The organism is Nocardioides sp., assembly GCF_047606145.1.
Taxonomy (GTDB): Bacteria; Actinomycetota; Actinomycetes; order Propionibacteriales; family Nocardioidaceae; genus Nocardioides.
Genome location: NZ_JASGET010000038.1, coordinates 1 through 18,374, shown reverse-complemented (window position 1 = coordinate 18,374; position 18,374 = coordinate 1). Strand labels below are relative to the sequence as shown.

The 18,374-nt window shown below is 71.1% G+C and carries 14 protein-coding genes and 1 pseudogene; 6 read left to right on the top strand and 9 right to left on the bottom strand.

Features of this window, described 5'->3' with window-relative positions:
• On the bottom strand, positions 1-2,142 hold the full coding sequence (locus QM638_RS05615; protein ID WP_415140962.1) for a DEAD/DEAH box helicase: 2,142 nt from the start codon (positions 2,140-2,142) through the stop codon (positions 1-3).
• Between the two features lie 319 nt (positions 2,143-2,461).
• On the opposite strand from QM638_RS05615, the gene QM638_RS05610 reads away from it, so the two are divergent.
• Entirely contained in the window at positions 2,462-4,114 is a 1,653-nt protein-coding gene (locus tag QM638_RS05610; RefSeq protein WP_415140961.1) for a hypothetical protein, read from the top strand.
• Positions 4,115-4,189: 75 nt separating this feature from the next.
• On the opposite strand, the gene QM638_RS05605 is transcribed toward QM638_RS05610, so the two are convergent.
• A complete protein-coding gene (locus QM638_RS05605; RefSeq protein ID WP_415140960.1) occupies positions 4,190-4,603 on the bottom strand; it encodes a VOC family protein in 414 nt (137 codons plus the stop codon).
• A gap of 141 nt (positions 4,604-4,744) precedes the next feature.
• Here QM638_RS05605 and QM638_RS05600 point away from each other — a divergent pair, with 141 nt between their 5' ends.
• A complete protein-coding gene (locus QM638_RS05600; RefSeq protein ID WP_415140959.1) occupies positions 4,745-5,482 on the top strand; it encodes a class I SAM-dependent methyltransferase in 738 nt (245 codons plus the stop codon).
• Between the two features lie 28 nt (positions 5,483-5,510).
• Here QM638_RS05600 and QM638_RS05595 read toward each other — a convergent pair whose 3' ends face one another.
• Positions 5,511-5,978 (bottom strand): NUDIX hydrolase, encoded by a 468-nt coding sequence (locus QM638_RS05595; protein WP_415140958.1) that lies wholly within the window; start codon positions 5,976-5,978, stop codon positions 5,511-5,513.
• A gap of 324 nt (positions 5,979-6,302) precedes the next feature.
• Between QM638_RS05595 and QM638_RS05590 the strand changes: the two are divergent.
• From QM638_RS05590 to QM638_RS05580, 3 genes and pseudogenes are all read left to right on the top strand, one after another.
• Positions 6,303-6,722, top strand: a pseudogene (locus QM638_RS05590) (GNAT family N-acetyltransferase); the annotation flags it as partial.
• 58 nt (positions 6,723-6,780) lie between these two features.
• Entirely contained in the window at positions 6,781-7,116 is a 336-nt protein-coding gene (locus QM638_RS05585) for a hypothetical protein (RefSeq protein WP_415140957.1), read from the top strand.
• Between the two features lie 145 nt (positions 7,117-7,261).
• Entirely contained in the window at positions 7,262-7,699 is a 438-nt protein-coding gene (locus QM638_RS05580) for a hypothetical protein (RefSeq protein WP_415140956.1), read from the top strand.
• A 37-nt stretch (positions 7,700-7,736) separates the two neighbouring features.
• Here QM638_RS05580 and QM638_RS05575 read toward each other — a convergent pair whose 3' ends face one another.
• The 6 genes from QM638_RS05575 to QM638_RS05550 form a co-directional block, all read right to left on the bottom strand.
• A complete protein-coding gene (locus tag QM638_RS05575) occupies positions 7,737-8,996 on the bottom strand; it encodes an MFS transporter (protein ID WP_415140955.1) in 1,260 nt (419 codons plus the stop codon).
• Between the two features lie 94 nt (positions 8,997-9,090).
• Positions 9,091-9,849, bottom strand: a complete 759-nt coding sequence (locus QM638_RS05570; RefSeq protein ID WP_415140954.1) for an alpha/beta hydrolase family protein — start codon at positions 9,847-9,849, stop codon at positions 9,091-9,093.
• Between the two features lie 76 nt (positions 9,850-9,925).
• Positions 9,926-12,469: a polynucleotide kinase-phosphatase gene (locus QM638_RS05565; RefSeq protein WP_415140953.1), complete on the bottom strand. Its 2,544-nt coding sequence runs from the start codon at positions 12,467-12,469 to the stop codon at positions 9,926-9,928.
• Positions 12,462-14,024, bottom strand: coding sequence for a 3' terminal RNA ribose 2'-O-methyltransferase Hen1 (locus QM638_RS05560; protein ID WP_415140952.1), 1,563 nt, complete (start codon positions 14,022-14,024; stop codon positions 12,462-12,464). The genes QM638_RS05565 and QM638_RS05560 overlap by 8 nt, the downstream gene beginning before the upstream one ends.
• 134 nt (positions 14,025-14,158) lie before the next feature.
• Complete coding sequence (locus tag QM638_RS05555; RefSeq protein WP_415140951.1) at positions 14,159-15,562, bottom strand: aspartate aminotransferase family protein; 1,404 nt, start codon at positions 15,560-15,562, stop codon at positions 14,159-14,161.
• Positions 15,555-17,105 (bottom strand): CoA-acylating methylmalonate-semialdehyde dehydrogenase, encoded by a 1,551-nt coding sequence (locus tag QM638_RS05550; RefSeq protein ID WP_415140950.1) that lies wholly within the window; start codon positions 17,103-17,105, stop codon positions 15,555-15,557. The genes QM638_RS05555 and QM638_RS05550 overlap by 8 nt, the downstream gene beginning before the upstream one ends.
• 147 nt (positions 17,106-17,252) lie before the next feature.
• Between QM638_RS05550 and QM638_RS05545 the strand changes: the two genes are divergently transcribed.
• The coding region (locus tag QM638_RS05545; protein ID WP_415140949.1) for a PucR family transcriptional regulator ligand-binding domain-containing protein at positions 17,253-18,374 on the top strand (1,122 nt) is incomplete at its 3' end.

Genomic DNA, 18,374 nt, shown 5'->3' with positions numbered 1-18,374 from the left:
CTACTCGGTCCACGCTCCCTCGCGCTCCTCCAGTGCGGCGGTCAACAGCGAGACCAGCGCCTCCAACTGCAGGTCCGCGGAGGCCGTCAGCTCCTCGTCGGAGCCGTCCAGCGCTCGGGCCGCGAGCCCCGCCTTGGAGTCGATGAGCTCGGCGATCCGGGTGTCGATGGTCTGGGAGGCGATGATCCGCCACGCGGTGACCGGCTCGGTCTGACCGATCCGATGGACCCGGTCGATGGCCTGGGTCTGCTCGGCGTCGGTCCAGGACAGCTCGGCGAGCACCAGGTTGGAGGAGACCTGCAGGTTGACCCCGACCCCGGCCGCGGTGAGCGAGCAGACGATCACCGAGACCTCGGGGTTGTTGGTGAACTCGTCGATGTTGCGCTGCCGGGCGGTGCTGGTCTGGTCACCCCGGATCGAGGAGTACTTCAGCCCGCCGCGGGCGAAGGTCTCCTCCGCGGTGTCCATCACCTCGATGTGCTTGGCGAAGAAGACGACCTTGCCGACGTTGCGGGCCAGCTGCGCCGCGTAGTCGGCGGCCAGGCCGGCCTTCGCCTTGCCGATCCGCCGCATCATCGAGAACACGTTCTCGCCGGTGGAGGTCGCCTCGTCCTCGCGCTCCCAGGTCGCCACCCGCCGGACCAGATCGTGGTCGATGCCCTCGACCACCTGGCCGGAGGTGCGGGTGGCCAGCGCCATGTCGTACCGCTCGACCATCCGTCGAGCCAGCTCGGCCTCGGCCTCCCGGATCGAGCGTCCGACCTCGTCGTCGAGCTCCACCGGCAGATCCGCGACCCGGCGGGCCGGGATGTCCGCGGCGACATCGATCTTGCGGCGCCGTACGATCCCCTGGGCCACCACCACGCGGCGCGCGGCACCGTAGAAGCTGGCATCCTGCGGCGTCAGTCCGGTCTCCTCCAGCGCCTCCAGCAACGCGCCGAGCGGCTTGGTGTCGTCGATCCAGCCGAGGAACTGCCAGATCGCCCGGAAGTCCTCGATGTCGTTGATCAGTGGGGTCCCGGTCAGCGCCATCAGCAGCGGGTTGCCGGCCCGCTGCCGGATCTGCTCGGAGAGGCGCAGCACGTGCTGGGAGCGCTGGGAGGTCTTGTTCTTGATGAAGTGGGCCTCGTCGACCACCATCGACTTGAAGCCGAACTCGCCGAGCCAGCCGACATGTCGGTCGAGGATCTCGTAGTTCACCACCACGATGTCGGCGAAGCCGTTGATGTCCTCGCCGTTGCCGTGCACCACCGTGACCGGGCGTTGCGGCGTCCAGATGCCCACCTCGCGTGCCCAGTTGGTCTTCACCACGTTGGGGACGACGACCAGCATCGGGTACGCCTCGGCGGCCTGGGCCGCAAGCAGCGCCTGCGCGGTCTTGCCCAGGCCGGGCTCGTCGGCGAGCAGGAAGGTGCGATGACCCAGTGCGGCCGCGGTCACCAGCTGGGCCTGGTGGCGCATCAGCTCGCGGCCGAGCGGCGTGGGGATGTCGATCGGCTCGGGCAGCGGCATGCAGGAGGTGCCCTCGGCCGCGAACTCGAAGGAGCGGAACAGCGGGCCGAGCAGCTCCCAGCCGGCCAGCCGGCGAGCGTGCACCGGTGGCCGGGCGTTGCTGAAGTCGGGGATCATGAACGGATTGGCCAGCTTGCGCTGGGTCACCGAGATCGGGACCACCCGCTTGTCGAGCAGGACCGGGGCGTCCTGATCGGGGACCTGGACCGGCTCGGGCTCGGGGACATCGATGCCACCCTGGCGCATCAGTTCGTGCTTGAGCTCGACGGCCGCGTCGGAGACCACCGCGTTCTGGTCCAGCAGCTCGAAGAGCCGGGAGTCCAGCGCCGCGGTCTTGGCCAGGATGGTGGCGATCCCGTCGAGACGCTTGAGCTGCTCGGCGCGCCTGGCATCGCTCAGCTCGGGGTCGGCCAGGACGCGCTGCCGTTCGTCCCGGGCCAGCAGGGCGACGACCTGGAACTTGGTGCGCACGTCGGGCATCGCGGAACGACGCTGGACGGCCGACTCGACCTCGCGCACCACCTGGGCGAGCACCGGGATGATGCCCTCGTTGTCCTTGTGGCCGGTCTTGCGGCGAGTCCGCGAAGCGCCCGCACGGTTGCTCCGCTTCGCGACGGCTCCTCGAGCCAAGGTTCCTCCTTCGGCCACCTGCCCAGTGGCACGTGAGATCGGCCGCTGCGGCCGCTCCGTCAGGTCGGGCTGCGCCGGGGCGACGTACGTCGTCCGCCGAAGGCGGCGAGACGAGGGGCTGGTCCGGCTCACCCGCGGCTCGGGTCACGAATCTCCCTGAGTCCTCGCGGGTGGCCCTCGCAGACGAGCCCGGCGCTAGGGCGAGTGTACGTCACGCCCATCCAGCTGGCCGCTTCGGCGCGACACCCGGGGTGACCGGGGCGACCGGAGCGGCCCGCACCCGTACGGTGGCGGTGACCGATCCAGTCAGGAGGCGCCGGTGAGCAACGCCGACCAGCGGAGCGTCCGGTGGCCGACCCGACTGACCCGACTGACCCGGCGGGCGGCTCCGGTCCTGCGCCCGGTCCGGATCGGACTGGTGGCGGTGCTGCTGGTGGCCGCACCGTTCGCGGGTGCGCTGGTGGCGGTGCAGCTGGCGCCGGCGATGCATCTGGAGGTGGTCGGGCAGCAGGTGTCGCTCAAGCCCGTGATCGGCCGCGACACCACCGTCTTCGACGGCGCCATCGTCCGCGCCGAGCACGGCCGGATCCCGGGGACGCCGATCACCATCGGGGTCGATGTCGGCGTCGACTGGAACCGGTTGATCCCGCAGGACAAGCAGACCCGGCGGTCACTGGCACAGCTGTGGAACGATCCCGATCCGGAGATGGCGCGGCTCCGGGACCGGGTCGAGCACGTCGTGCTGGGTTGGGGGCTGATCGGCTTCGGCGGCGTCCTGCTGCTCGAGGCGGTCGCCGGGCTCGCGCTGCTGGACCGGCGGCGCAAGCTGGCGAGCTATCCCAGCGCGACCGCGCTCGTGGTGGCGGCGCACAACCGCCGGCTGCGACGTTGGGCGGCCGGCGGCACCGTCCTCGCCCTGGTGGCGATCGTCGCGGGTGGGGCTCGGCTCGCCACCCGATCCGACCACCAGCAGGTGGTCGGATCGGCCGAGCTCGCCGGCACCCGGCTGGCCGGGACGCAGGTCAACGGACTGGTGGCCGAGGTGCTGCCGTTCCTGTCCATCCTGCAGCCGGCCAGCTCCTTCTACGACACCGCGGCGCAGCACCTCGACCGGGCGATCGCCGCCCGGGAGGCGAACGGCGGCCTGGACCACGAGCAGGACGACGTGGTCTTCGTGGCCGGCGAGGACTTCGAGGACGTCAACGGGATGGCTCGGCTGTTCGGTCGCACGGCGCATCTGGTCGACGCCGACTTCCTCGCCTTCACCGGCGACCTGACGTTCGCCGGCAAGGCGGTGGAGAGCTATCTGGTCGACACCATCGACTACTACTCGCAGCAGACCCCGGTGGTCTTCGCTCCGGGACTGCACGACACCACCACCATCGTCGGCGCCGCCACCGCGCGTGGCTGGCAGGTCGCCGACGGCCAGGCACACGACCTCGGTGGACTGTCGGTGATGGCGTTCGCCGATCCGCGGATCTCCACGGTCGGCGACTTCGGCACCGGCACCGTGCGGCGCGATCCCGACGTCGACGTCGACCAGTTCGTCACCGATGCGACCGCGAAGGTCTGCGACAGCCGGCCGGACGTCGTACTCCTGCACGACCACAAGCTCGGCGCACGGATCGCCGCCGCGGGCTGCCAGCAGGTGGCCGTGATCGACGGCCGCTCGTACGACCTGATCGGTCCGCAGCGGATCGCCACCGTGGCCGACGCGCCCAACCGGAGCAGCTGGGAGTACACCAACGGCAGCGGCGGCGGACACACCGACACCAGCCCGAACCCCGGCACCATCACCGACCCGGCGACCTTCACCATCTTCCGCTACCGGCCCGGCACCGACATCGCCCATGGCGACGGCCTGCGCTACAGCGTGGTGAGCGTCAAACCGGACGCCTCGGTCAAGGTGACACCGTGGATCGACCTGGACGTCCCGTACGACGACTACGTCAGCCACGGCACGACCCACTGAGACCACGCGCGGGCTGGTCCGGGCGATGGCGGTGGCCGGCCGGGCAGCAAGCTCCCGGCGCGAACCCGCCGCCTCCTATCCGACGAGCAGACAGAACGGATGTCCGGCCGGGTCGGCGAGCACGTAGAGCGGCTCGACCTCGTCCGTCGAGCGGTCGCAGAGCACGGTGGCGCCCAATGCCTCGGCGCGTTCGCGGTGGCGCTCCACGTCCTCGACCGTGGGCATCGTGAAGTCCATGTGCATCTGCATCGGCACCTCCTCCGACGGCCAGGTCGGTGGCGTGGTGTCACGCTTCTCTTGGACGGCGAGGACGCGCCGTCCGCTCCCGTCGAGCAGGACCAGCCAATCGGCATCATCGGGACTACCGTCCGTCGGAGGCTCATCGCCCTCCCGATAGCGCAGGCCGAGCAGTCGTCGATAGAACTCGGCCAGAGCTCGCGCGTCCCGCGCGTCGATGGCGGTGTGCAGCAAGACCGGGTAGTCAGTCACTGGCGACGCTCCCGTCAGCTCTCCATCAGATCTCCATCAGATCTCCGACCGTACCGCCGCACGCGCGCCATGCGAAGGCGCCCACCCGCACAGACCCAGACAGACCGACAGACCCGGATGGATCCGGATAGGTTCGGGCTCGTGCGAGAGCCCGACGCCGCGTTCGCGGATGCCCGCCAGGCGGTCCTGTACGACGCGTTGGACGGTGACCGGTCGGACCTCGACGCCTACCTCGCCGTGATCGACGAGGTCAGCGCCCGGCGCGTCGTCGACATCGGCTGCGGTACCGGCTCACTCGCGGTCCGGCTGGCCGGTGCGGGCATCGCCGTCGTGGGTGTCGACCCGGCCGCAGCGTCGCTGGACGTCGCCCGCACCAAGCCCGGTGCCGGGCACGTGACCTGGGTGCACGGCGACGCCACCGCTCTGGATCCGGGCCTGGCCGCCGATGTGGCGGTGATGACGGGAAACGTGGCACAGGTCTTCGTCGCCGACGAAGACTGGTTACGGACTCTCCACGCCGTACACGCCGTCCTTCGTCCCGGCGGCTGGTTCGTCTTCGAGACCCGTCGCCCCGAGGCCCGGGACTGGGAGAGCTGGGACCTCCCACCGACCCCGGTCACGCTTCCCGACGGCCGAACCGTCACCGTCTCCCGGACCGTGACCGATGTCGCGCTGCCGTTGGTGAGGTTCGAGGGATCGACCATCATCGATGGTCAGATCCTCCGGTCGGCATCGACGCTTCGCTTCCGCGGTCGCGACGAGGTCGAGCACGACCTGCGGGAGCACGAGTTCGCGGTGGCCGACGTCCGCGAGGCACCCGACCGGCCGGGCAAGGAGCTCGTGTTCCTGGCCAGATCGATAGCCGGTCAACCCACGTAGGGCCCAGCGATCCGCCACCGGGTCCGGTTCAGTCACCCGGGCCGCGGAATCCGAACGCCTGCAGGTGGCTCGTCGCCCCGGCCGCCAGCGCCCGCAACGCGAGTCGCTCGTAGTCGGCGACCGTCTCCGGCAGGTTGTCGAGACCGAACCAGTCCAGGCCACCGCACTTGGCCGGCTCACGGATCGTCGGCTCCCCCGCCCAGCGGTCACAGACGAAGAACCAGTCGACCCGCTGCGCGGTCGGATCGGCGGTGCCATCGGTGCGTTGCATGACCGACGTCGCCACCAGGGCCTCCACCTCGGCGTCGACGCCGAGCTCCTCGGCGAGCTCGCGCCGGGCCGCCACCACCGCCGTCTCGCCGGCCTCGATGTGTCCGGCCGCGCCCGCGGCCCAGCAGCCGTCCCGGTAGCCGGTGTTCTCTCGCAACTGCAGCAACACCTCGCCGCCGCGGCGTAGATAGACATAAGAGGCAGGCACGAGCGAGAGGCGCGGCATCCGCCGGATTGTAGCGCCGCACCCGGCCGCGCCGCTGTCCTGTCTCAGTTGAGTCGTCGCGGTCTCACTGATCCTGACGCATTCGAGGATCTGTCTCACTCAAGCCGACGCAGATCGGGTCGACTCTCGGCCGCTCTCCGAAGTGCCCGATGGCTCCACGCGAGCAGCGCGGTCGGTGACCGAAATTGCGAGTTGCGGATAGGGCAGGTCCGAAGCCGGGTTTGCTGACGTGGCGGAAATCCAGATTCGTCTCGCGACTGAGGCGGACATCGAGCGTCTCGTCGCACTTGAGGCCCAGTTGTTCGCTGCGGATGCTGGCGTGCACCCTCTTGTCGATACTACGTGGCCGCAACGCTGCGGAGCGGCAGACTTGTCGGCGTTGTTGGGCAACGAGAAGGCGTTGGTGCTGGTTGCCCAACAACGTGGAGAAGTCTGCGGGCACTTGGTCGGGTGGGTGAGCAAGTCTGGCGAGGTGCGCCGCGGGTGGTGACCGGTTACCTGCGGAGCCTGTTCGTCGACGAGCGCACCCGCCGAGGTCGTGTGGCTAGCAGTCTCGTGGAGCGGTTCGTGGCATGGGCCGAGGGCGAGCACGGTGCTGCAACGGTTTCGGTTACCGCGTACGCGGGCAACCAGGGAGCCCGGGCGTTCTACGAGAAGCTCGTTTTCGAGACCGCAAGCGTGGTGCTGAATCGCGCGCACGTCGTCGCTGACGCGACCCCAGACACCCCATCTAGCCTGATCTAGCCTGCAGATCCTGACGGTCCGACTTCTGGCTCGGGAGAGGGACGAAGGTGACCGTCGGATGACCACACTGACTGACACGCGGTCACAGCGCGCGGTGGACCAGAATGACGGGGTCTACTTCCTCGGTCGGCCCGACTGGCTGGACGATCAGCTGCTGAGCGCGCTTCGTGCCGAGGCCGCGGATCGACGGGGTGACTCGGAGCAGATCCGTGAGCAGCACTTCGCCGAAGTGGGACGTGTTGGTCGGCAACTCTGCGAGTCACGGGAGTGGTCGGACTTCGTCACTGCGAGCGCTCAGGAGGCGACCTGTAGTGGCAAGGCGAATTACCGCTACGCCACCCGAGCACCCTCGCCGGGACCACACCCAAATGACGAGTTGCGTCAGATTCAGTGAGACGAATGCGCACCATTCGTCTCAGTCATTGCGATACACGGCCGTTCGGCACGCCGTTCCTGTGTCAGATTGATTGAGACAGGACAGTCGCCAGCGGGACGTGATGGGCGCGGTCTGTCGCGGACCGGCCCGGTAGGGTGAGCTCGTGCCGCAGGACCCCGCCGAGATCCCTACCGAGTGGGGCGTCTTCACCCGGGCGACCACGACGCTCAGCGATGGCGAGGTGATGGTCTTCGACTGGTATGCGACAGACGGAGAGCCGGAGCTCCTGCTCCGGACCGCGGACGCGGCGGAAGCGGTGGACCTCGCCTCCCGTCTGGCCGTCTTCTTCGCAGACGAGTCCGGATGGCACCGTCGAGCCTCCGACGCGGTCGTCACGGAGTTCAGCGAGGCACCCCCGGAGCCGGCGGAGCTGGACGAGGCGGCAGCCGATCTCGTCCTGGAGACGGTGGAGGTCCACCCCGGCGGCGACATCGTCCTGCATCTCGACGACTCGTGCGGTCGGCATTTCTTGTCCGGCCACTGGCCGGCCGTCCGCTTCGACGTCGACGGAGTCGTCACCGCCGTCACGGTCGAGGCCTGAGGGCCGGTCCCTTCGGAGCGCACGTCGGCGACGGGCCCTACGGCGTACCGCCGACCTCAGGCATGGGCGCGGCGTCGGCGTGGGCGATGCCGTCGAGCTGGCGCCACACCCCGGCGAGGGTGAGCCCTGCTCCGACGAAGGCGAACCAGAACGGCGCCACCACGCCCCACCGCTCGGCGATCAGGCCGCCGAGCGCCTGCCCTGCGACCAGTCCGCCCATCAGACACATCAGGTAGACCGCGCTGACGCGCCCCTGGAACTGCGCTGGCACGGCCCGCTGCCGGACGGTGGCCGAGACGGTCCCCCACACGAAGGCGTAACCGCCGAACTCGATCATGATCGCGATGGCGACCCATCCGGTCGTGGTGAGGGCGAGCGCGAGGTGGGTGAGCACCTCCAGCAACAGGCAGGCCCGCATGATCGTCGCCAACGAGAAGCGGGCCTCGACGCGGCCGTACGCCGCGGTGCCGATCAGGCCGCCGACCCCGGTCGCGGTGGTCAGCAGGCCGTAGCCGACCTCGCTCATGTGCAGGTGATCGCGTGACCACAACACCAGGACCGACCAAGCGGCCGCCCAGGTGACGTTGAAGACGAAGATCACCAGCCCCAGGGTGCGCACCGGCGGATGCCGCCAGATCCAACGGAGTCCCTCGGCGATGTCACGCGGCACTCGGGTCGGCTCACGCCGCGGATCCGCCACCGCCGGCTCTCCGGCGGCGAAGCTGACCCGCGACACCAGAGACACCGCGAACAGCACGCAGACGACCTGGGTGAGGAACGGCCACACCGCGCCGGCCGCGAACAGGAAGGCGCCCACCGGCGGCCCGAGCAGCTGGTTGCAGGTGAGGAACCCGGCCTGGAGCCGATGATTGGCGACGCCGAGGTCCGGTTTGGCGACCATCATCGGCAGCAGCGTGGAGGTCGTGGTGTCGGCGAAGACCTCCGCGACTCCGTAGGCGAGCATCGCGGCCAGGACGACGCCGATGTCGACCCAGCCGGTGAGGATGGTGACGCAGAGCAGCGCGATCACGACCGAGCGCAGCGTGTCGGAGACCATCACCATCCGCCGCCGGTCGAGTCGGTCGGCCAGCGCGCCCGCCCACAGCCCGAAGACCAGCCACGGCAGCCGCTGCAACAGCGCGGCCAGGGCGACGAGGAACGGCGAGTCGGTGTGCGAGGCGACCAGCAGCGGCCCCGCGGCGAGGGCGATCCCGTCGCCGACGTTGCTGACCCACGACGAGGCCACCAGCCAGCGGAAGTTCCGCCCGAGCCGCGACGGGAGGACGCGCTCCGCCACCGAGCCCAGAGAGGTCGAGCCCAGAGAGGTCACAAGCGGGTCAGCGTACGGACGCCGGCCGCGGGCCGCAATCGGGTTGATGCCATCGCGCGACCTACCGGCCGAGGTACTGGTCTGCCCACGCGCTGATGATCCGGGCCGCCCGCTTGGCCTGGCCCGGCGCGGTCAGCAGATGGTCGGAGCCCTCCAGCGAGACGAAGCTGCGCGGATGCCGGGCCGCGTTGAAGATCTCGCTCGCGTTCGAGATGCCGACGGTGTCGTCGGTGGGACTGTGCATGATCAGCAGCGGCAGCCGCAGCCGCTCGATCCGGTCGAAGAGCTTCGCCTGGCGTACGTCGTGCACGAACGCCCGCTTCAGGGTGAGCGCGCGGCCGCCCACCATCCACTGCGCATCCCCCTCGGCGAGCACGCGATCCACCACCGCGTCGTACTGGTGCTCGACCCGGCTGGGATCCGACGGTGCCCCCACCGTGGCGACCGCGCCCACCCCGTGGCAGGAGCGCGCGGCGGCGATGACCGCCGCCCCGCCCCAGGAGTGCCCGACCAGCAGCTCGGGCGCGGTGCCGCGGCCCATCATGAACTCACACGCCCGGACGGTGTCGGCCACCTTGACCGTGAACGACCCGTCGCCCCAGTCGCCCTCGGAGTCGCCGAGACCGAGGTTATCGAAGCGGAGCATCCCGATGCCCTCGCCGGCCAGCTGCTTGCAGATCCGCGCGGCCGCCGGCGAGTCCTTGCCCAGGGTGAACCCGTGCGCGAAGACGCCCCACCCCCGCACGGTGCCCTCGGGAAGGTCGATGATCCCGGCCAGCATCGGACCGGTGCTGCTGGCGAAGCGCACCCGTTCGGCCATGGCTCCCCTCCCCGTCTGCTGCGGAATGTGCACCGGAGTTATAGCGCATCGCGGGCACGCGGACCCAGCACACGGGTCACAGCCGCGGGTCGACCGGCTCCGACTCCAGCGCGAGTACGGCGAACACCGACTGATGCACCCGCCACAGCGGCTGCCCGTCGACGAACCCCGTCAGCGCGTCGAGACCCAGGCCGTGCTCGCGCAACGCGAGGCTGCGCTTCTTCCCGAGCTGCCGGTTCCGGAGCACGTCGAGCGAGTCGGTGTAGTCGGGGCCGTAGACGAGCCGCAGGTACTCCCGGCCCCGCACCTTCAGCCCGGGCTGGACCCCGCGCACCGGGATCGACGGCTTGACCACCATGCCTTCGCCGCCGCCCGCGGTGAGCTCGGTCCACCACGCCACCGCGTTCGCCCGATCGGCGGCCGAGGTCAGGTCGACCACCCGGCTCCGGGTCGGCATCAGCAGCCCGTCGGCATCGTGCGACTCGCCGAGCCTCGCCAGATGCCACTCGTGCGACTCCGTCACCGCGCTCACCCGACCCTCGACGGCGAGGATTTGGAACGGCGCCACCCGGATCCCGTCCAGCCCGTCGGTCGGCCACACGTAGCGGGCAAGGCTCTCCCGGAACGCGTTCGCATGCGCCAGCCGGCGACCGGTGCGCTCGGTCAGCGTCGCGACGTCCAGGCCGCGCGCGGCCGCCCGCTCCAACGCCGCCAGTGCCGCCGGCAGCGCTCGCTGGGCGGCGGTGGCGGTGGCGGCGTACTGGTCCCTGATCAGCTCCGCCGCCTTCGCCGACCACGGCAGGATCTCGCAGTCCAGCGCCATCCAGCCGGTGTCCAGCGACTCGAGCAGCGGTGCGACGGCGCCGCGCAGCCGGGTGACGAGCTCGGCACCGGCCGCGCCGGCGAAGAACGGCCGCCCGGTCCGGGTGAAGACCGCACCGGTGCTCCCATCCCCGACCCCGAACCGTCGCCGGGCGACCGCGGGGTCGCGAGCCAGCACGGCGATCGCACGCGACCCCATGTGCTTCTCCTCGCAGACCACCCGGGCGACACCCCAGCGCGCGTACTCCTCGAAGGCCTGCTCGGGATGCTCCAACAGGCCGTCCACGCCGGCGACCGTGCCTCCGGCCGGCGACATCGTCGGCGGAAGGTAGACCAGCCAGCGTGGGTCGACGGCGAAGCGGCTCATCACCTCCAGCGCCGCGGCGGCGTTCTCCTCGGCGATCTTGACCTTGCCGGCGTACGGCGAGTCCAGCCAGCGGGTGCCGACGACGTCGTCGATCCGCAGCACCGACGGCTCGCGCTCGGTCTCGTCGGTCGCCGTCGCCAGCGGCCGGACCGGCGCGTACCACTGCTGCTGTGCCGGTACGGCGACCAGCTCCCGCTCCGGGTAGCGCAACGCGGTCAGCTCGCCGCCGAAGACCACGCCGGTGTCGAGACAGATGGTGTTGTTGACCCACTCGGCGCGAGCCACCGGCGTGTGTCCGTAGACCACCATCGCCTCGCCGCGATACTCCTGCGCCCACGGGTAGCGCACCGGCAGCCCGAACTCGTCGGTCTCACCGGTGGTGTCGCCGTACAGCGCGAAGGCGCGCACCCGTCGGGAGGCGCGGCCGTGGTAGGCCTCCTTGAGCCCGGCGTGCGCGACCACCAGCCGGCCCTCGTCCAACACGTAGTGCGCGACCAGTCCGTCCATGAACCCCAGCGCCGCCGACCGGAACTCCTCGCTCTGCGACTCGAGCTGCGCCAGCGACTCCCCCAGCCCGTGGGAGACCTGGACCCGTGCGCCCTTGAGCGCCCGCACCAGCTTCGCCTCGTGGTTGCCCGAGACGCACAGCGCCGTCCCGGCGACGACCATGCCCATCACCAGCCGGAGCACTCCGGGGGTGTCCGGGCCGCGATCGACCAGGTCGCCGAGGAAGACCGCGACGCGCCCGTCCGGATGACGGGCGCCGACCGCGGTCCCGCCGGCCGGGTCGTAGCCGACCTCCCAGCCCAGCGTGGTCAGCAACGTGACCAGCTCACCGGCACAGCCGTGCACGTCGCCGATGATGTCGAAGGGACCGTGCTGGTCGCGCCGATCGTTCCAGGAGCGCTCGCGCACGAGGCGCGCGGCGGCTATCTCGTCGACACCGCGCAAGACGTGCACCCGACGGAAACCCTCCTTGCGCAACCGCGGCATCGACCGCCGCAGGTCCCGGGCCTGCCGGGTCACCACGTGCGCGCCGAAGGCGCGATCGGGACGGCGCGCATTCCGCTCGATCGCCACCTCGGTGGCCACGTCCAGCACGATCGCATCGGTCATCACGTCGTGCTCGCGGGCGAGCCTGAGCAGCGACGCTCGCGCGGAGGGCTGCACGTTGGTCGCATCGACCACGGTGAGCAGGCCTCGGCGCAGACGGGTGCCGACGATGTAGCCCAGCACGTCGAAGGCGTCCCTGGTGGCCGTCTGGTCGCTCTCGTCGTCGGCGACCAGGCCGCGGCAGAAGTCGCTGGAGATCACCTCGGTCGGCTTGAAGTGGGCGGCGGCGAAGGTGGACTTGCCGCTGCCCGAGACGCCGACCAGCACGACGAGACCCAGCGCGGGAACCGCCACCTCGGAGCGGACGCGATCAACCACGGGTGAACACCGCCATCTGGGTCGGCGTACCGAAGCGCTCGTCGGGCTCGCCGATGCCGCGCACCGCGACCCGATAGCCGTACGTCGCGGCGACCCGCTGGGTCCACCGGGCGAACTCGGCTCGGGAGAACTCGAACCGATGGTCGTGGTGCCGCATCCCCTCCAGCCCCTGGTAGACCACGTTGTAGTCGCTGTTCGGCGTCGTCACCAGCACCGCGGTGGGGCGGGCGGCGCCGAAGACGACCCGCTCGAGTGCGCCGAGTCGCTCGGCGTCGACGTGCTCGATGACCTCCATCAGGACCGCCGCGTCGTAGCCGGCGAAGCGCTCGTCCTGATAGGTCAGTGCGGCCTGGAAGAGGCTCATCCGGTCGGTACGACGCTCGCTGGCCTCCTCGTCCAGACGCAGCCGCCGAGCGGCAGCGCGGAGCGCCCGGGTGGAGACGTCGCAGCCGGCGAGCCGGGTCAGGGCGGAGACCGGCGCCAGCGAGCGCAGCAGCTGCCCGGATCCGCAGCCGAGATCGATCACCGAGGTGGCGCCCAGCTCGGTGAGCACATCGAGCACCGCCCGGCGTCGCAGCTCGGCCAGCGCCACTCGGGGTGCCGCCACGGTGCCGGGATCCTCCCCGGAGGTCCCGGTGTCCTCGATGCTGTCCTGGCCGGTCTCCGCGGCGATCTCCTCGGTCGATCCGTCGGTCGATCCGTCGGCCTCCACCAGGCGCGCCAACGCGACGCGGGTCAGCTCGTCTCGGCGCTGCAGGTAGCGACCGGCGACCAGCTCCCGCTCGGGATGGGTGCCGAGCCAGCCCTCCCCGGAGCGGAGCAGCTTGTCGACCTCGTCGGGTCCCTGCCAGTAGTGCTTGGACTCGTCGAGCACCGGCAGCAGCACGTAGAGCTGATTGAGCGCATCGGCGAGCCGTGCCCGACCGCTCAACCGCAGCCGGACGTAGCGGGAGGAACGCCGGCCATCGTCGCCATCGCCATCGCCATCGCCGTCACCGGCGCCATCGCCGGCGCCGGCGGTGAGCCGCACGGCCTCGTCGAGCGGGATCGGCTGCGCGTCGACCAGCCAGCCGAGCGGCGCGAAGAGTCGGACCGCGAGCGCCGCGCCGCCCCGGCAGGGCAGCACCGGCAACTCGATCTCGAGCTCGATCGCCGAGTCCGCCAGCTCCTGCCGGGACCGGCAGCGGCCGGCGCGAGCCGTGCCGAAGACATCGGCCATCGCGGCCCCGAGCAGCGACGAGGCGGCGTACGGCCGGTCGTTGACGTACTGCCCCAGGCTGAAGTCCGGCGAGCTCGGGCGCCGGGTGCGGGCCAGCCGGATCGGGTCGACCTCGAGCAGCAGGGCCACCGTGCAGCGCTCGGCGGAGGCCTCCGGATAGAACACCGTCGCCGTCCCGAAGGACTGCTCGAACCGCTGGACCCGATCGGGGTGCTTGTGCAGCAGGTAGCCCAGGTCGGTGGCCAGATAGGTGGCCGGATAGGTGGGCGGATGGATGGCACCGGCCTCGGAGGGGTCGCCGAGGGACCCCGAGCGGGTGGAGATGGTCAGCAGCACCCGACCATTGTGCGGGTGCCGGCGCGGGTGCCGGCCAGCGATTTTCCACCGGCCGACGCCCGCGCCGGTCAGCGACCGAGGCTCGGGAACCGGGCTCGGGAACCGGGCTCAGGAACCGGGCTCAGGAACCGGGCTCAGGAACCGGCGACCTCGGTCAGCGCCTCGTCCAGGATGCCGATCGCCGCACGGACCTCCGCAGCGGTGGTGGTCAGCGGCGGGACCAGGTGGAGCCGGTTGGCGTTCACCATCGGCAACAGTCCGCGGCGCTTGCAGGCGGCCACGATCGCGGCGAGCGCGTTCCCGCCGGCGTGCTCGGTCAGCGGCTCCCGGGTGTCGGGGTCGGCGACCAGCTCCAGCACCCAGAACACCCCCGTGCCGCGCGCCTCGCCGATCCACTCGTGCCTCTCCGCGAGCTCGGTCAGACCGACCCGGAAGACCTCCTCGCCGAGTGCCGCCGCATGTTCGACGATGCGGTCGTCCTCCATCGTGGTGATGGTGGCGATGGCGGCGGCACAGGCCAACGGATGCCCGGAGTAGGTCAGTCCGCCGGGGTAGACGCGCTCGTCGAAGGTGGCGGCGATCTGCGGGCTGATCGCGACGCCGCCGAGCGGCACGTAGCCGGAGTTGACCCCCTTGGCGAAGGTCAGCAGGTCGGGGACGACGGACCCGTCCGCGCGGTCGGTGGCATGCTCGATCGCGAACCAGCGACCGGCACGGCCGAAGCCGGCCATCACCTCGTCGGCGATGAAGACGATGCCATGCCGGTCGCACAGCTCGCGGACGCCGGCCAGATAGCCCGGCGGCGGCACCATGACGCCGGCGGTGCCCGGGATCGACTCCAAGATGATCGCCGCGATCGTGTCGGGACCCTCGAAGGAGATCACCTGCTCGAGGTACTCCAGCGCACGCTGGCCCTCCTCCTCGGTGGTGGTCGCGCCGAACGGACTGCGGTAGAGGTAGGGACCGAAGAAGTGCTTCACCCCGGCCGCGCCCTGGTCGTTGGGCCAGCGCCGCGGGTCACCGGTGACGTTGACCGCGAGCTGGGTGCCGCCGTGGTACGAGCGGTACGTCGCGAGCACCTTCTGCCGACCGGTGTGCAGTCGCGCCATCCGGATGGCGTGCTCGTTGGCGTCCGCACCGCCGTTGGTGAAGAACACCTTGTCCAGCTCACCCGGGGTGTGGCTCGCGATCAGCCGCGCGGCCTGGGACCGGGCGGCGTTGGCGTACGGCGGCGCCAGCGTGCACAGCTCGGCCGCCTGCGCCTGGATCGCGGCGACCAGCCGCGGGTGCTGATGGCCGAGGTTGGTGTAGACCAGCTGGGAGGTGAAGTCGAGCAGCCGGTTGCCCTGCCCGTCCCAGATGTAGGAGCCCTCGGCCTTGGTGATCACCATCGGGTCGAGTGCGGCCTGCGCGGACCAGGAGTGGAAGACGTGCCGACGATCCAGCCGGTAGGTCTCCTCCGGGCTCAGCCCGGCGAAGCCGTACCCGCTCACGGCAGAGGTGGTCTCAGAGGTGGTCTCAGAGGTGGTCTCAGACATTGCGCGGGAACCCCAGCTCGAGGCCGCCCTCGGGGCGGTTGGCCGGATCGATCCACCGGGTGGTGACGACCTTGCCACGGGTGAAGAAGTGCACACCCTCGGCGCCGTGGGCATGCGTGTCGCCGAAGAGCGAGCGCTTCCAGCCGCCGAAGGAGTAGTACGCCACCGGCACCGGCACCGGCACGTTGACGCCGATCATGCCGACGTTGACGTCGGCCTCGTAGCGCCGGGCGGCGCCGCCGTCGTTGGTGAACACCGCGGTGCCGTTGCCGTACGGGTTGTCGTTGACCAGCGCGACCGCCTCCTCGTAGGTCTCCACCCGCAGGACGGAGAGGACCGGGCCGAAGATCTCCTCGCGGTAGACCTCCATCTGTGGGGTGACGTGGTCGAGCAGGGTCGGGCCGAGCCAGAACCCCGCCTCCACGTCGCCCGCACCACCACGGACGGTGACCTCACGGCCGTCGACCACCACCTTCGCGCCGGCGCTCTCGCCGAGGGCGACGAAGCTCTCCACCCGGTCGCGGTGCGCCTGGGTGACCAGCGGGCCCATGTCGGCCTCACGGCCGTCACCGTCACCCGCGGCGGCGGTGGCCTCACCGCTGCCGTCGCCGATCAGCAGGCTGCGGGTCCGGTCGGCGATCCGGGCGACCAGGTCGTCGGCGATCGAGCCGACCGCGACCAGCGCGCTGATCGCCATGCAGCGCTCACCGGCGCTGCCGAAGCCGGCGCTGACCGCGGCGTCGGCGGCCAGGTCGAGGTCGGCGTCGGGCAGCACCACCATGTGGTTCTTGGCCCCGCCGAGCGCCTGCACGCGCTTGCCGTGCTTGGCGGCCTCCTGGTAGACGTACTCGGCGATCGGGGTCGAGCCGACGAAGCTGATGGCCTGCACGGTGGGGCTGGTCAGCAGCGCGTCGACGGCCACCTTGTCGCCCTGCAGGACGTTGAAGACGCCGTCGGGCAGACCGGCCTCCTGCCACAGCCGGGCCAGCCAGATCGCGGCCGTCGGGTCCTTCTCGCTCGGCTTGAGGACGACGGTGTTGCCGGTCGCGATGGCGATCGGGAAGAACCACATCGGCACCATGGCCGGGAAGTTGAACGGCGAGATGATGCCCACCACGCCCAACGGATCCCGCTTGGAGTGGACGTCGACGTTGGTGGAGACGCTCTCGGAGTGCCCGCCCTTGAGCAGGTGCGAGATGCCGCAGGCGAACTCGACCACCTCCTGGCCGCGGGCGATCTCGCCGAGCGCGTCGGAGAGCACCTTGCCGTGCTCGGCGGTGATGATCGCGGCGAGCTCGTCGCGCCGCGCGTTGAGCAGCTCGCGGAAGGCGAACAGCACGGCGGTACGGCGCGCCAGCGAGGTCTTCGCCCAGCCGGGCGCGGCCTCGGCCGCCGCGGCGATGACGTGCTCGGCATCTTCGCGCGAGGCGAGGGCCAGCCGGCCGGTGACGGCACCGGTCGCGGGGTTGGTCACCTCGCTGGTGCGGTCGCCGGTGCCGGCGTACGACGATCCTGCCGCCCAGTGCACGATGGTCGGTGACACGGAGCCTGACACGGGGTCCGGCGCGGGGTTGGGCATGCTATTTCCTCTCGAGCGGGGGGTGCCTTCAGGATCCCGCGCGCGGATCACCGCCCGACCCGACAGTCTGTAAGATATCTGCGCCGAACCCCGACAGATTGAAGGCCGCCGATGCTCACCGTCAGCGACGTGCTGGAGCTGCCCATCGTGCGCAGCGCCGACCCGGTGGTGCTGGCCGGGTCCCCGGCGCTGGACCGCCCGGTGCACTGGGTGCACTCCACCGAGCTGGCCGACATCGCGCCGCTGTTGCGTGGTGGCGACCTGGTGCTGACCACCGGGATCGCGCTGGCCGACGATCCGGAGGCGCTGGTCACCTTCGTGCACAGCCTGGTCGAGTCCGGTGCCGCGGGTCTGATGATCGAGCTGGGCCGCCGCTGGCGGGCCCTCCCCGACCCGCTGGTCGAGGCCGCCGATCGACTCGGCCTGCCCCTGGTCGCCCTGCGCCGGGTGGTCCGCTTCGCGGCCATCACCCAGGCGGTCGGCGAACGCCTGGTCGATCAGCAGCTCGCCGAGCTCCGCGAGGCACAGCGGGTGCACGACACCTTCACCGAGCTCAGCGTCGCCGAGGCCGGACCGGAGGAGATCCTGGCCGCCACCCAACAGCTGTCGGGATCCGCCGTCGCCTGGGAGGGAGCGACGCACCAGGTGCTCGACTATCGGCCCGGACCCGGTGACGTGGCCGACTTCCTCGCCGACTGGGAACGCCGCTCGCGTGCCGTCGACCCGAGCGAACGCACCGCCTGGGACGCGAGCAACGGGTGGCTGCTGAGCCGGATCGGCCGGCCACAGCGCGGCTGGGGACGGCTGGTGATCGAGTCGCCGACCCCACCGACGGCCCGGCTGCGAGCGGTCGCCGAACGAGCCGCCGCGGCCCTGGCGATGCATCGACTGCACGATCGCAACCGCGACTCGCGACAGCGCCGGCTGCACCAGGAGCTGCTGGCCCGCCTGCTCGCCACCCCCGGCGAACCCGAACTCGCCCGGCAGGCCGCGATGGCGGGGATCGCGGTCTCCGAGCGGCGGTACGTCGGCCTGGCCCTGCGCCCCGCCACCCCGGGCCCGATCGCCTCACGAGCGGCACGGACCGGGCCGGCCGCGGCCTCGGAGCTCGATGAGCTGGTGGCGGCGTGCCTGCGCGCGGCCGAGGTCGTCGGTCGGGCCTGCCTGGTCGCCGCGTCGGACGCCGAGGTGCGGGTGCTGCTGCCGCTGCCGGTGCGCGGCTCGGCCACTCGG

Coding starts and splice junctions, on each gene's coding strand:
- QM638_RS05585 (WP_415140957.1), top strand. CDS start 6,781: ATGACCACACTGACTGACACGCGGTCACAGCGCGCGGTGGACCAGAAT.
- QM638_RS05570 (WP_415140954.1), bottom strand. CDS start 9,849: ATGGCCGAACGGGTGCGCTTCGCCAGCAGCACCGGTCCGATGCTGGCC.
- QM638_RS05595 (WP_415140958.1), bottom strand. CDS start 5,978: ATGCCGCGCCTCTCGCTCGTGCCTGCCTCTTATGTCTATCTACGCCGC.
- QM638_RS05555 (WP_415140951.1), bottom strand. CDS start 15,562: ATGTCTGAGACCACCTCTGAGACCACCTCTGAGACCACCTCTGCCGTG.